Origin of the sequence: Castellaniella defragrans, from assembly GCF_014203015.1 — a bacterium.
Lineage (GTDB): Bacteria > Pseudomonadota > Gammaproteobacteria > Burkholderiales > Burkholderiaceae_B > Castellaniella > Castellaniella defragrans.
Map to the genome: position 1 here is coordinate 1 of NZ_JACHIB010000003.1, position 13,474 is coordinate 13,474.

Annotated in this window: 14 protein-coding genes, 1 tRNA gene and 1 pseudogene; 4 read left to right on the top strand and 12 right to left on the bottom strand. The window is 66.3% G+C overall.

The genetic code is table 11. The features are described 5' to 3' along the window. From HNR28_RS02510 to HNR28_RS02525, 4 genes are all read right to left on the bottom strand, one after another. Window positions 1-332 (bottom strand): VOC family protein (locus HNR28_RS02510; RefSeq protein ID WP_409364703.1); only part of this gene is annotated, 332 nt, incomplete at its 3' end. Window positions 333-338: 6 nt separating this feature from the next. After that, the gene (gene ampD / locus HNR28_RS02515; RefSeq protein WP_052356107.1) at window positions 339-893 is read right to left on the bottom strand and encodes a 1,6-anhydro-N-acetylmuramyl-L-alanine amidase AmpD; all 555 of its coding nucleotides are present in this window, start codon (window positions 891-893) and stop codon (window positions 339-341) included. Window positions 894-983: 90 nt separating this feature from the next. After that, window positions 984-1,232, bottom strand: coding sequence for a PP0621 family protein (locus tag HNR28_RS02520; protein ID WP_043684443.1), 249 nt, complete (start codon window positions 1,230-1,232; stop codon window positions 984-986). Beyond that, window positions 1,225-2,076: a cytochrome C assembly family protein gene (locus HNR28_RS02525; RefSeq protein ID WP_043684440.1), complete on the bottom strand. Its 852-nt coding sequence runs from the start codon at window positions 2,074-2,076 to the stop codon at window positions 1,225-1,227. Before HNR28_RS02525 ends, HNR28_RS02520 begins: the two co-directional genes overlap by 8 nt. Window positions 2,077-2,170: 94 nt before the next feature. Here HNR28_RS02525 and ffh point away from each other — a divergent pair, with 94 nt between their 5' ends. Beyond that, window positions 2,171-3,589, top strand: a complete 1,419-nt coding sequence (gene ffh / locus HNR28_RS02530) for a signal recognition particle protein (RefSeq protein WP_043684437.1) — start codon at window positions 2,171-2,173, stop codon at window positions 3,587-3,589. Between the two features lie 131 nt (window positions 3,590-3,720). Here ffh and bfr read toward each other — a convergent pair whose 3' ends face one another. From bfr to trmB, 4 genes are all read right to left on the bottom strand, one after another. Then, window positions 3,721-4,185, bottom strand: coding sequence for a bacterioferritin (bfr, locus tag HNR28_RS02535; RefSeq protein WP_043684434.1), 465 nt, complete (start codon window positions 4,183-4,185; stop codon window positions 3,721-3,723). Between the two features lie 150 nt (window positions 4,186-4,335). Beyond that, window positions 4,336-4,536 (bottom strand): sulfur carrier protein ThiS, encoded by a 201-nt coding sequence (thiS, locus tag HNR28_RS02540; protein WP_043687704.1) that lies wholly within the window; start codon window positions 4,534-4,536, stop codon window positions 4,336-4,338. An 18-nt stretch (window positions 4,537-4,554) separates the two neighbouring features. After that, window positions 4,555-5,496, bottom strand: a complete 942-nt coding sequence (gene pip / locus HNR28_RS02545) for a prolyl aminopeptidase (protein ID WP_043684431.1) — start codon at window positions 5,494-5,496, stop codon at window positions 4,555-4,557. Continuing rightward, window positions 5,493-6,245, bottom strand: a complete 753-nt coding sequence (gene trmB / locus HNR28_RS02550; protein WP_221291597.1) for a tRNA (guanosine(46)-N7)-methyltransferase TrmB — start codon at window positions 6,243-6,245, stop codon at window positions 5,493-5,495. The genes pip and trmB overlap by 4 nt, the downstream gene beginning before the upstream one ends. A gap of 86 nt (window positions 6,246-6,331) precedes the next feature. Here trmB and HNR28_RS02555 point away from each other — a divergent pair. Next, window positions 6,332-6,405 (top strand) — tRNA-Gly (locus HNR28_RS02555). Window positions 6,406-6,643: 238 nt separating this feature from the next. After that, entirely contained in the window at window positions 6,644-8,497 is a 1,854-nt protein-coding gene (locus HNR28_RS02560) for a tyrosine-type recombinase/integrase (RefSeq protein ID WP_043684428.1), read from the top strand. Between the two features lie 47 nt (window positions 8,498-8,544). Here HNR28_RS02560 and HNR28_RS02565 read toward each other — a convergent pair whose 3' ends face one another. Continuing rightward, entirely contained in the window at window positions 8,545-9,171 is a 627-nt protein-coding gene (locus HNR28_RS02565) for a substrate-binding domain-containing protein (RefSeq protein ID WP_043687695.1), read from the bottom strand. A gap of 105 nt (window positions 9,172-9,276) precedes the next feature. On the opposite strand from HNR28_RS02565, the gene HNR28_RS02570 reads away from it, so the two are divergent. After that, the gene (locus HNR28_RS02570; RefSeq protein WP_003282197.1) at window positions 9,277-9,576 is read left to right on the top strand and encodes a helix-turn-helix domain-containing protein; all 300 of its coding nucleotides are present in this window, start codon (window positions 9,277-9,279) and stop codon (window positions 9,574-9,576) included. 26 nt (window positions 9,577-9,602) lie between these two features. On the opposite strand, the pseudogene mobH reads toward HNR28_RS02570, so the two are convergent. The 3 genes and pseudogenes from mobH to HNR28_RS02585 all read right to left on the bottom strand — a co-directional run bounded on the left by mobH (window position 9,603) and on the right by HNR28_RS02585 (window position 13,322). Continuing rightward, window positions 9,603-11,447, bottom strand: a pseudogene (gene mobH, locus HNR28_RS02575) (MobH family relaxase). Window positions 11,448-11,650: 203 nt separating this feature from the next. Continuing rightward, on the bottom strand, window positions 11,651-12,571 hold the full coding sequence (locus HNR28_RS02580) for a nucleotidyl transferase AbiEii/AbiGii toxin family protein (RefSeq protein ID WP_043684423.1): 921 nt from the start codon (window positions 12,569-12,571) through the stop codon (window positions 11,651-11,653). Continuing rightward, a complete protein-coding gene (locus tag HNR28_RS02585; protein WP_043684420.1) occupies window positions 12,564-13,322 on the bottom strand; it encodes a type IV toxin-antitoxin system AbiEi family antitoxin domain-containing protein in 759 nt (252 codons plus the stop codon). Before HNR28_RS02585 ends, HNR28_RS02580 begins: the two co-directional genes overlap by 8 nt. Window positions 13,323-13,474 lie beyond the last annotated feature (152 nt).

Genomic DNA, 13,474 nt, shown 5'->3' on the forward strand with positions numbered 1-13,474 from the left:
GACCAAGAGCGCCGAGGCCATCCTCGCGAAAGTCGCGCGTGCAAGAGCGGCCACAGCTGGGTATAAATAATCGTATTAATAAAACACCACACTAGGCTGAATTCCGTGGCGCTGGCCGAACTCAGCGGTAGTCCGGAATCTTTCGCCAGACTCGCACGCGGCCAGACCGCCAGCTTCAATCCCGGCTGCAGGTCGAAAAACGCAACTGCGCCGTCCTCGAATTCTTCACCGATGATGCCCTCGGTCGCCAGCCCCAAGCCATCCCGGTAGAACCGCAGGGACCGTTCCAGGTCATCGACGCCCAGGGTAATGACGGTGACGCGTGGTTTCATGGCTGGCTACCTCGTGGTTGATTCGAATCGATCCCAGTCGAAGGCAGGTCCCGGATCGGTCTTCCGTCCCGGCGCGATATGCTCGTGCCCCCGCACCGCCCGGATCGGATGTCGGGCCCGGATCGCCGCCGCCAGCGCGGCCAGCCGTTCGTACTGCGCATCCGTATAGGCCAGCGTGTCCGTGCCTTCCAGTTCGATCCCGACGGAAAAGTCGTTGCAGCGCTCCCGTCCTTCGAAGGACGACACCCCCGCATGCCAGGCCCGCAGCACCGTGGGCACGAATTGCACGATCGTCCCGTCGCGGCGGATGAGGAAATGGGCGGAGACCCGCATGTCGCGGATGTTTTCGAACCAGGAGTGGGATGAGATGTCCAGGCGGTTCTGGAAGAAATCGATGATGGCGTCGCCCGTGAACACGCCGGGCGGCAGGCTGATGTTGTGGATCACCAGCAGGTAGGGGTCCTCGCCGTCGGGACGCTGGTCGTGGTTGGGGGAGGGGCGGCGTAGGATGCCGGGGGCAACCGTGCGGTGGCCGGTGCTGTCCACAGGCGGTGGATCCATCGCCTCCCCGGCGCTTCCGGTCAGCCAGCCATCCGGCCCGATGGACAGGGACAGTCCCGGCGCGGGCTCGGAGGGCGCGCCCGCCGTCATTTATTTCCCCAGGCCGAGCCGGGCGTGTTCCGCGCAGCACCAGGTCTTGCCCTGGCTCTGGTAGGCCTCGGAGCGGGGCAGGTAGATGCGGCAGTGGGCGCAGCGGACCATGGTTTCGGACGCGGTGCGCGCGTCGTCGGCCTGCCGGCGGGCGGCGGCCTGGCGCGCCTGGGCCTTCTGGTGGCTCAGGACGCGGGAGACGAACAGGACGGCCAGGATGATGACCGCCCAGAGCAGGAATTTACCCAAGTGTGCCTCGTTGCAGGATGACTTCCAGGACGAACCGGCTGCCCGTGTAGGACAGCAGCAGGAAGGCGAAGCCGGCCAGCGTCCAGCGCAGGGCGATGCGGCCGCGCCAGCCCTGGATGTGGCGCCCCGCCAGCAGCACGCCGAAGGTGACCCAGGACAGCAGCGTGAAGACGGTTTTGTGGTCCATGGGCAGGGCGTGGCCGCCCAGGCGCAGGGACACGATGATGCCGGTCAGGACGGTGAGCGTGAGCACGCCGAAGCCGATCCAGATCAGGCGGAACAGCAGTTGTTCCAGGGTCAGCAGCGGCGGCATGGCGCCCATGGCGCGGCCGATGGCGCCCTGTTCGCCGGCGGATTCGATGGGGCGGTGCAGGTGGCGGTCCAGCACGGTCATCAGCATGGCGTGCAGCGCGGCGACGGTGATCAGGCCGTAGGCCGTCATGGCGATCAGCAGGTGCACGCGCAGCCAGTCGTTGCTGGCGTGGGGCACCAGGTAGCCCTGCGGGAACACGGCGGCCAGCAGGCTGACCAATGCCGCGATGGGCAGCAGCAGGAGCAGCAGGCTGTCCAGGCGCAGCAGGAAATTTTCGATCCAGAAGACGATCATGCCCAGCCACATGGCGGTGGACAGGGCCAGCGCCCAGCTGAGATACAGGCCGTCGGACGCCAGCACGGCGGTCGCAAGGCCGACGCCGTGCAGGGCGATGGCGCCCAGCAGGCAGCTGCGGCCGATGGTGCCGGTGGGGCGGACATCGCTCGCCCGCGCGATGGGACGCCACAGGGCCAGGCCCAGCACGGCATAGGCCAGCGCGGCAAGCAAGTGAAATACAATGCTGACTGACATAGTCCTATCGGTGTCCGGCGCGCAGGGCCGCGCCCCAAAAGCATCCATTTTATGCGCTGGCCGACGGATCAACCAGTTTTACGGATACGGCATCATGCTCGATAACCTGACATCCCGCCTGTCGCGCATCGTCAAGACCATGCGCGGCGAGGCCCGCCTGACCGAAGCCAACACCCAGGAGATGCTGCGCGAGGTCCGCATGGCGCTGCTGGAGGCCGACGTGGCGCTGCCGGTGGTGCGCGATTTCGTGGCGCGGGTGAAGGAAGCCGCTCTGGGGCAGGAGGTCGTGGGCAGCCTGAACCCGGGCCAGGCGCTGGTCGGGGTGGTGCACAAGGAACTGACCGCCCTGATGGGGGGCGACCTGGGCGCCGCGGCGGGCGAGCTGTCGCTGGCGGCCCAGCCGCCGGCCGTGATCCTGATGGCCGGCCTGCAGGGCGCGGGCAAGACCACCACCGTCGGCAAGCTGGCCAAGTGGCTGTCCGAGGGCAATCACGTCCAGTACGGCCGCAAGACCGGCCGCAAGAAGGTCCTGGTGGTCAGCGCGGACGTCTACCGTCCGGCCGCCATCGACCAGCTGAAGACCGTGGCCGCCCAGGTGGGCGTCGATTTCCTGCTGACCGAGCCCACGCAGAAGCCGCAGGACATCGCCCGCGACGCCCTGGACCACGCCAGGCGCCATCACTACGACGTGCTGATCGTCGACACGGCGGGGCGCCTGGGCATCGACCAGGCGATGATGGACGAGATCTGCGATTTGCACGCGCTGCTCTCGCCGATCGAGACGCTGTTCGTGGTGGACGCGATGCAGGGTCAGGACGCGGTCAACGTGGCGCGCGCCTTCTCCGATGCGCTGCCGCTCACGGGCGTGGTGATGACCAAGCTGGACGGCGATGCGCGCGGCGGCGCGGCGCTGTCGGTGCGCCAGGTCACCGGCAAGCCGCTGAAGTTCGTCGGCGTGTCGGAAAAGCTCGACGGCCTGGAGCCCTTCCATCCCGAACGCATGGCCCAGCGCATCCTGGGCATGGGCGACATCGTGTCGCTGGTCGAGCAGGCCCAGAAGAACATCGACATCGCCGAGGCGCAGAAGCTCGCCGCCCGCATGAAGTCCGGCGACCGCTTCGACCTGAACGATTTCCGCGACCAGCTGCAGCAGGTGAAGAAGCTGGGCGACATGGGCTCGCTGCTGGAAAAGCTGCCGGCGCAGTTCGCCCAGGCGGCGGCCCAGGTGCAGGGCGGTCAGGCGGAAAAGCAGCTCGCCCGTACGGAAGGCATCCTGAATTCCATGACGCCGCTGGAACGCGCCAAGCCCGAACTCATCAAGGCCTCGCGCAAGCGCCGCATCGCCGCGGGCTCGGGCGTCCCGGTCCAGGAAGTCAACCGCCTGCTCAAGCAGTTCGAGCAGATGCAGGGCATGATGAAGCAGATGAAGAAGGGCGGCATGGCGAAGATGATGCGCGCCATGGGCGGCCTGAAGGGCCTGGGCGGATTCGGCCGGGGCGGCGGTTTCCGCTGACCGGTCCGCTCCGGTTTGCCCGATCCCAGCCGAATCAGGCTGGGCGGACTGGGTCCGGTGGACCGGGCCTGATGGGCCGGGCTGAGGGCCTGGATCGAGGGGTCGGGTTGGCGGATCGGCGGCCTGGCGGATCAGGTCTGCGACTGCAGGTAGTTCTGCAGGCCGATCTTCTCGATCAGGCCGAGCTGCTTTTCCAGCCAGTAGGCGTGGTCGGACTCGGTGTCGTGCAACTGCTGCAGCAGCAGGTCGCGGGTGACGTAGTCCCCGTGGGTCTCGCAGATCGCGATGCCTTCGCGCAGGGACGCGCGCACTTCGTATTCCAGCGCCAGGTCGGCGCGCAGCATGCCGGGCACGTCCGTGCCCGCCGTGAAGGCGTCGGGCCGCATGTCGGGCTCGCCTTCGAGCATCAGCAGGCGCTGCAGCAGGCTGTCGGCGTGCTGGGTTTCTTCCTGCATTTCATGGTCGCTGCGGGCGTGGAGCTTGGTCAGGCCCATGTCCAGGTAGCGGCGCGAATGCAGGAAATACTGGTCGCGCGCCGCGAGCTCGCCGCGCAGCTGTTTCGTGAGGTAGGCGATGACTTCGGGGTGGCCTTGCATGGTGCGCCTTTGGGTGCGTGTTGCTGGTGGTTGAAGTATGCCATGCCTGGGGAGGATCTAGGATTGAGGCATCTCTCCACCTCGCGGCCTGCATGCCGCTCGGATTCGTCTGGCATGGGACAGTCCGCGGGGACTGTCCCATGTCCCGCCTCATCCCCCCCCCACTGCCACGACGATCTCGATCCGGTCGCCCTCGGCCAGCGGGGCCTGGGCGTGCTGGCTGCGGGGCACGATGTCGCCGTTGCGTTCCACCGCGATGCGCTTGCCCTCGTAGCCCAGGCGGACCACCAGGTCGTGGACGGTGCGCACGCCGTCCAGGGCGGTTTCGGTGCCGTTCAGCAGGATGTTCAGGCTCATGGCGTGGTCTCCTCAATCGCCGGCGTAGCGGTCGGTGGCGGCCAGCAGCTGCACCAGGATGCCGGGTTCGTCGAAGGCGTGGCCGGCGTCCGGGATCATGCGGAATTCCGCCCGCGGCCATGCGCGATGCAGGTCCCAGGCCGATTTCGCCGGCGTGCAGGCGTCGTAGCGGCCCTGCACGATCACGCCGGGAATGTCGGCCAGCCTGTGCGCGTCGCGCAGCAGCTGGCCTTCTTCCATGAAACCCCGGTTCACGAAATAGTGATTCTCGATGCGGGCGAAGGCCAGCGCCGCCTGGTCGGCGGCGTGCGCCTGATGGTGCGCCGGATTGGGCAGCAGGCTGATGGTGTGGCTTTCCCACTGGGTCCAGGCGTGCGCGGCCTGCAGCTGTGCCAGGGGATCCTCGCCCGTCAGGCGGCGGTGGTAGGCGGCCATCAGGTCGTCGCGCTCGGCCTCGGGGATCGGGGCCAGGTAGCCTTCCCACAGATCGGGGAACAGCCAGGACGCGCCTTCCTGGTAGAACCAGCGCAACTCCGCCTGGCGCAGCAGGAAGATGCCGCGCACGATCAGGGCGTGCACGCGCTCCGGATGGGTCTCGGCGTAGGCCAGCGCCAGGGTCGAGCCCCAGGAGCCGCCGAACACCACCATCCTGTCCGCGTGCAGGACTTCGACACGCAGGCGCTCGATGTCGGCGACCAGATCCCAGGTGGTGTTGTGCTCGATGTCGGCCGAGGGCGTGGACCGGCCGCAGCCGCGCTGGTCGAACAGCAGGATGTTGTAGCGCTCGGGATCGAAGAGCCGGCGGTGGGCGGGCGAACAGCCCGCGCCCGGCCCGCCGTGCAGGAACACGACCGGCCGGCCCTGGGGATTGCCGCACAGTTCCCAGTAGACGCGGTGGCCGTGGCCGGCGTCCATGAAGCCTTGCGCATAGGGTGCGATCTCGGGGTACATCAGACCGTCTCCGGTGAAGATGCGGCGTCCGCCGGGGCGCGCCGCGTGAACATCAGGTCCCAGACCCCGTGGCCCAGGCGCAGACCGCGGTTCTCGAACTTGGTCAGCGGACGGTAGTCGGGGCGCGGCGCGTAGTCCGCGCAGGTGTTCTGCAGCGACGGCTCCGCCGACAGGACTTCCAGCATCTGCTGGGCGTAGTGTTCCCAGTCCGTGGCGCAGTGCAGGTAGGCGCCGGGCGCCATGCGGCTGCTCAGCAGCGCGACGAATGCCGGCTGGATCAGGCGGCGCTTGTGATGGCGCTTCTTCGGCCAGGGGTCGGGGAAGTAGATGTGCACGCCGGCGAGCGACCCCGGCGCGATCATGTCGCGCAGCACCTCGACCGCGTCGTGCTGGATGATGCGGATGTTGTCCAGTCCGCTTTCGTGGATGCGCTTGAGCAGCGCGCCCACGCCGGCGTTGAAGACTTCAACCCCCAGGAAGTTGTCGCCGGGGCGGGCCTGCGCGATCTTCTGGGTGGTCTCGCCCATGCCGAAGCCGATCTCCAGGATCACCGGCGCCGTCCGCCCGAAGGCCGCCGACAGGTCGATGGGCGTGTCCTGATAGCGGATCGACCAGCGCGGCAGCCACTCGGCGATCGCCTGTTCCTGGCTGGGGGTGATGTGGGCGCGGCGATGGACGAAGCTGCGGATGTGCGTGCTGCCCGACGGAGTCTGGGCCGTGACGATGGGCGGGGGGGATTTGGGCAGGTTCAAAATGCTGGTAAAATGTCGGGCTGCAAGGGACTTGGTGAATCCTCGATTTTACCAACGAATCCTTGCCGTCATCGATCCTCCTCGATGCGGGCGTAGTTTAATGGTAAAACTTGTGCTTCCCAAGCATACGTCGTGGGTTCGATTCCCATCGCCCGCTCCACCGCATCATTCTGTGGACTTCCGCAGAAGTCCAAGAGAGTCTGCAAGTCGTTGCCACACAAGGACTTTTCCTCTCTTTGACGTTCTGCCGCGGTCCACTGCGATCCGCCTACAGCCGGGACTTTTAAGTCCACAAACAAGTCCATTTTTGCGGGCGCGGCTGATTCCGCATTGTTGATGGAGGGGCGAGGTCGACGTGACCAGCATCTGGTTCCTGACTCATGTTCAGGAGCAAGAGCATGGCACTCTCAGACCTGGCCGTTCGACAGGCCAAGGCAACAGGCAAGGCATACACCCTCCCTGACTTGGATGGCCTCTCCCTGGCCGTCACCGCTGCAGGGGGCAGGACTTGGCACTTCCGCTACTACTGGGCGGGCAAGCAGAAGCGGATGTCGCTCGGCACCTACCCGGAGGTGACGCTTCGCGAGGCCCGCAGCCTGCGCGACGAAGCGCGCGCCCTGCTAGCCAAAGGCACCAATCCTCGCGTACACCGCAAGCAGAAGCGCACTGCTGTCCGGCTCGCCGACGAAAACACCTTCGAGGCGGTGTATCGCAAGTGGCTCAAGCATCGCGGGCTCAGCCTCAAGGAAGGCCGGCAGACGACCCTCTCGATACTTCCGCGCATCTTCGACAAGGATGTGCTGCCCACCTTGGGCAAACGGTCGATCTATGAGATCAAGCGTCCCGACCTCTTGGAGGTGATCGCCAAGATCGAGAAGCGCAGGGCGCTCTCCGTCGCCGAGAAAGTCAGGACGTGGTTCAACCAACTGTTCCGCTACGCGCTGGTGATCGTGCCGGGCCTGGAGCAGAACCCTGCCTCCGATCTCGATGTGGTGGCGCTGCCGCTGCCACCCGTCAACCACAACCCGTTCCTGCGCATGGCCGAGCTGCCGAAGCTGTTGCAGAGGCTGCGCAGCTATCGCGGCAGGCGGCAGACCCAGCTCGGGCTGCGGCTATTGCTGCTGACCGGCGTGCGAACCGGCGAGCTGCGACAGGCGACGCCGGATCAATTCGATCTGGACCGCGGGCTGTGGATCATCCCGCCCGACGTCGTGAAGCAACTCCAGGTGGATATGCGCAAGAAGCGGCAGCAGCCGAAGGACATCCCGCCCTACATCGTGCCGCTGTCGATTCAGGCCATGGAGATCGTCCGGCACCTGCTGGATGAGTTCAAGCCGGCCCAGCGCCACCTGTTCCGGCACGACAGCGACTTGAAGAAGCGCATCAGCGAGAACACGCTCAATGGTGCCCTCAAACGCATGGGCTATCAGGAACGCCTGACCGGACACGGCATCCGCGGCACGATGTCCACTGCGCTCAACGAGATCGGCTACCCGAAGGTCTGGGTGGATGCACAGCTCTCGCATGTCGATCCCAACAAGGTCAGCGCGACCTACAACCATGCCGAGTACGTGGAGCAGCGTCGCCGCATGATGCAGGACTGGGCCGATCGGCTCGATCTCTTCGAGCAGAACCAGGTCGAGGCGGCCAGCATGCCGCTCACCGTGCATCTGGAAGGCGTGCCCGCATTCCCGAGTGAGCAAACCGCAAGCGCCCCTTCTACGCCGGTTGCCGCTTCGCCAATCCTGCTCGTGACGAAGCCGGGTGACGCCATGCCGTTGGTTTCTGCCGCCGCACATCGGCTGCCGGCGGTTCCGCCCCCTCGATCGGCAGCGCCGCTGGTGCCTTCGGACATTCAGCGCGAGAGGATGGAACTGTTCGATGTCTTCGAAGCGCCGCACAACCTTCCCGTTGCTGCGTTTGCCAAGATGGCGGGCAAGTCCCGCAGGTGGATCAGCTACGAGATCAAGGCGGGCAACTTGCTGGCGTTGAACGTGGGCAACCGCGGCCAGCGCGTGCCGGATTGGCATCTCGACCCACTCAAACACGAGCTGATCCAGTCCGTCCTGAAGCTGACCAGGGGTGCGGACCCTTGGCAGATCTACCATGCACTGCTGCAACCGCGCTCGATGCTGCGGGGGCATTCGGCACTGGAGGGCGTGACGGCCAGCAATCTCGACAAGCTCGTCATGGCAGTGAGCACAGCCGTGAAGGAAAGCGAATGGACCCCGCTGCGAGTCGGAGTCGCCTAGCAGCAGGAATGCGGGATCGTGGCGAAACCGCGATCCCCGCGCGTCTGTCAGGACACCAAGCGCGCGCGGCGGGCGAATCTTGCCTGGGTGTCCGACAAGGAAGCATCGCGGCGGAGCAGGTAAGCCATCACGATCGTTGGTGCGCCGGCCAGCGGCCGCACGGCGATGCCTCGGCGTAGGTAGCTCGCCAGTCTCGCGGCAGGCGCAATGGCGATCCCGTACCCGGCGGCAACCAACGTCATCGCCACATCGAATGTCTCCACCGCTTGCTCTCGCTCCTGCAGCGCGTTCTCGAACACACGCTGCACGGTCATGCGCCATGGTTCATCGGCCGTGGACTGCGAGCAGATCAAGGGCTGCTTGAGCACTTCACCGCACGGCACTTCACGGTAGGCCAGCAGATGGGAGCGCTTGGCCACGGCGACCGCCAGCGTGTCATGCCACAGCGGTTCGCATACCCAGCCAGGCCACTGCCGGGCAACCGCAGACAAGGCGAAGTCGAAGCCGTCGTCCGGCAGCTCCGCGCGTCGACCGGGATCTGTCCACCCGGCCAGGACGGCATGGGTCTCCGGCTCTTCGGCACGCTGCAGGGCGAGCACGTCGGCGAGCTGGGGAGGCACCCATTCGCCGAGGACTGCCATGCGAATTTCGGCGGTGATGTCACTCGATTCCACGTCCAGCTCCCCCAGGCGGTGAACTCGTGGCAACTGATCTCGAAGCCGTTGTATGAGTTAAGTTTAACGTGGTTTAAATCGTGACCGTGTTCGACGCTCTTGGCAATGCCAAAGCGTTCGATCCAAAGGGGCCGCCCCACCGGCACCACTACCTACGAAGCGGAACCAGCCATCGCGTTTGGGGCTGCCGTGCGGGAAGAAAGAACCAATCAGGGCATCGCTCAGGAAACGCTGGCCCACATGGCCGGCATCGAACGGTCGCACATGGGCAAGATCGAGCGCGGCGAGCATGTCCCCACGCTCCCTCTCATCCTCAAGATTGCCCGTGCGCTGAAATGCAGTTCCGCCCACTTGATGACTCTGACCGAAGCCAAGCTGGCAGAGTCGGCCCCATCCGCGGATTGAAGCCAGCCCGCACAGCGGTCGCATGCCTACGCCTGATCGTCGTCCTTGCCCCCAAGGGCTGAATCTTCGCGCTTTGCGGCCTCGTTGACGAGCCGCAGGTATGGGTTGTCTGGCGGCGTCTCCTGGAACAGCGCATCCGGGCTGGCGAGCAGGTAGCCGTGCAGCCGGCGCGACTTGCGCGGCCCCGTGACTTCGCAGGTCCAGATGTTCAGCCCGCTCGGCTGCTTGCGGTGCTGTCCCAGCTTCTCGAAGCGTTTCTGCACCCACTGCCACCCCTCCAGCTTCTCCTGCTTGGCCAGCGCGGCGACTTGAAGGTACTCCTGCGCGTAGCGCTGGAACACGCCGGGGCTGACGAGATAGGTCGTACCGGCGACGGTATGCACCAGGGCCTTGGCGTCGTTGATGATGAGCTTGCGCGTCTGGACGCTCTGACGCAGCCAGGCCATGAAGTGCGCCCCGGAGGGCTCCGCGCGATCCTGGGAAGGCGCGAGGCTCATCTGCGGCGGGGGCACGGTCGAAGGGGCCGGCTCGGGCTCGGCAACAGGGGAACTCGGGATCTCCGGTGCCGTGGGTGGAGCGGCGTCGCCCAGCAGGTCGAGCAGCGCGGCCACGCCGGTGTCCGTGGCTGCGGATGCGATCGGCGCCGTGCTCGCGGATGCAGCCTCGATGCCTTCCGCGCGCGGCCCATCGGCCACCGCCGGCGGCGTCGGCTCCGCCTGTTCCTCTTCGACCTGCACACGGCCTGCGAACGGCGCCGGCCGGTCAGCGGCATCCCAGATCATCGCCGGCGAGAGTTTCAGGAAGGTGAAGGCGTGCGACCAGCCGGCGTCGCTGGTGACGGTAGCCTTCCAGATCGCCTTGCCATCTGGCGTCGGTTGCACGATGCCGTGATCCTGCAGCACGTTGAACACCGCCGTGTTGCTCGCCGGGATGCCGTCGATGCCCTGCGACAGCAGATGGGCGCGCAGCTTGTCGGAGACGGTCTTGCTCACCAGCCACAAGGCGTCTTGGGTCAGCCAGCCGTCCGCCGGGCCGGCCTGGTTCAACTTGAACGCGTCTTTGAGCAGGTAGCGCAAGCCGTCGAGCAATTTGCGTTGCAACGCATGTTTGGGCGCCGCCAGCGCCTTGCTGGGATCGCCGCCGAGTTCCTAGGCGACCGATGCCTGGTCGGCCTGCACGACCAGCTCGCCGAGCGTGCCGGCGTGCTCGTACTGGCCGGCCAGCACGTACAGCAGCGCGGCCCAGAGGTCGGGATAGCCGCTGAGCCAGTCGAAGATGTCCCGATCGAGAAGGCGCGCGTAGAGCAGCCCGGTGGCGGCGCTGTGCAGGCGGTACTCACGCTCCTTTCGGTAACGGAAGCGGTAGGGCTTTCGCAGCGGGCCGTGCCAGGGATGCCAAACGCTGCCGTCGGCATGCTCGACGTGCAGATCGACCGCAATCTTGCCGATGTCGTGCAGCAGGGCCGCGTAGGCCGTGCCTGCGGTCCAGGCTTCGGCCTGGGCCGCCTGTGCCTCCGGCGTGACGCCCGCAGGCAGCAGGTATGACTGCCGCAGCTTCAGCGCATAGGCGACGATCTCCAGGCCGTGGTCCAGCATGCCCCCCGGATAGGCGTGGTGGTGGTTCTCGGAGGCCGGGAACTGCTGGACCAACTCGGCGTAGCGCTCCAGTGGGGCGAGGTAGAGCGTGGCGAACTGCCGGCGCGAGAGCGATGTGCGCTGCCAGATGTGTTCCAGCAGTTTCTGCCGGCGCGGCGTGGCCAGCAGCGATGCGGCCGACTCCGGCCGCATCGACCCTTTCGGAGTTTCGATGGCGGAGGTGGGCGGCGTGCCGGCGGTGGGTGGCACCCTTTTGCGCTGGAACAGCGAGAGCATGGCGAACCCCGGATGACGGGCTGCTCGGGGGCGCCTTTTGGCCTTTTCAGGATAGGGCCTTTCCCCTTGGCGCCCTTCCTTTGCCCCTTCCCAGCCCTTTGGCCTTTGTCGGAAGCTTTTGGGTATAGGGCCGCTGCTGCGCGGGTGCCACGATGAATGCGGCATGGGGCAATCCCGGCAAGCCGGAAGCTGCGGGATGTTCGTCAGCTCTGGCCCAAGCCGGTGTCGAGGGCGGCGGATTGCGCTGCGAAGTCGTCGGGACGGCGCTTGCGGAAGGTTTCGAGATTGGCGAGCTTCCAGCGCAGTGCCGGCAGTTGCGCGGCGTGCTGGCATTGCACCAGCGACCAGTCCGGTTCTGCGCGCGCCAGCCCGCTCAGAAACTGCTTGTGCGCGGTGCTCAGTCGCTGTGGCAGCTCGCGCCGCATCCTGGCGCGAGCGTCGAGCAGTGTCTCCAGGGAGCAGTCCACTTCGGTCATGCCGACAAAGGCCCGCTCGTACTCGCCGGCGATGTCCTTGTCGTTGCCGAACAGCACTTCGTGGGGCGGCCGGTTGTGGCCCGCCAGATAGATCACGAAGCACTCGACCATGCCGTCGCTGATGTCGCCCGACTCAAAGAGCTGCCACACGTCGAACAGGTCTCGGGGGTGCTGCCGATCCAGCGCGGCCACCAGCTTGCTGGCGTACAGCTCGTCCGGTGCCAGAACCGGCAGCTCGAACTCGACGCCGAACAGATCGCTGGTCTTGGCACTCAGCGGCCGCCGCTCGACGGGCAGCACGCTGCCTCGGAACACGACGTTGACCTCGATCTTCACCTGGCCGGCGTCGTTCTCGACGATCAGCTTGGTGTCCCCCAGGTCCTTGGCGCGGACCAGGCGTGTCTGCACGCCCAGTGGTGCAACGCGCGTGGCGATGGCGGCCAGCTCCTGGTTGATGGCTTGCAGCGCTTCGTCGCGCGGCGTCTGCCACGGGAGGTACACCACGTCGATGTCCACCGACAAGCGTGGCATGTCCTGCACGAAGAGGTTGATGGCCGTGCCACCCTTCATGGCGAAGATGTCGTTGGCGAACACGTCGGGCGCGACGGCCAGCAGCAGGCGAACGGTATCCGCGTAGGTCTTATCCATGAGGTCTCAGGCTCAGCAAGGTGCCGTCATCGAGCCGGCTCATCCAGCGCGTGTTGCTGCCGGTGCGAACCGGGTACTGCTCCAGCAGGGCATCGACATCCACGAGGCTGGTCTCGCGCGCCCAGGTGAGGAACAGGCGCACGGCCTTCACGCTGGCGCAGCAGGACAGCAGTTGCCCGAGCAAGTCCTTGCGGGGGGAACGCAGTCCATCAAAGAGGTTGCGGGCCTCTTCGAGGCTCTGCTTGACGCCGGCTTCGTACAGCATCTCCAGAACGGCACGCTCGGGGGCTGCCACCCGCAGATCCTCGGGCAGGCCAGGCGGCGTGGTCAGGGTCTTGCCGGCCAGCGCCGTGTCCGGCCAGTCGAACAGGCGGGCGTGGACATAGCGGGCCGGAAAGCGCGAAGTGAACCAGGCCGGCAACGCGAAGCGACCGTCGCCCCACAGCACCAGCGTCTCCCGGCTACCCAGGTTGTGCCGCACACCCTGCAGGGCCAGGGCGCTCTTGCCGCCGACGTGCAGGTCGGGCACGCGCTGTTGCAGGAACTTCAGCGCACCGTAGACCCCGAACTCATCGTTCGGGAAGGCATAGACGCCATGGGCCAGGCGCACGAGCCACCCGCCGTCGGCATAGTGGGCGGCGAGCTGGGGCGACACCCCGAACTGGCTCAGGGTGGCAAGGTCGAACGGCGCCCCGCGGGGGAGTCCCGCCTGCAGCCGCTTGATTACCTGGTGCCTAGAATTTCCATCCATGCTATAAAAATAACACGGAATCAAATCAGCCTCTAGAGCTATCGCAAGAACGTGCAGGGAAAGTAGCATAAAGTTTTATTTATAGTGCAGAATCTAATCGACCTGCGACCGCTCTGCCAGCCGCAACCCGGCCTCCTGATCGCGGTCTATGC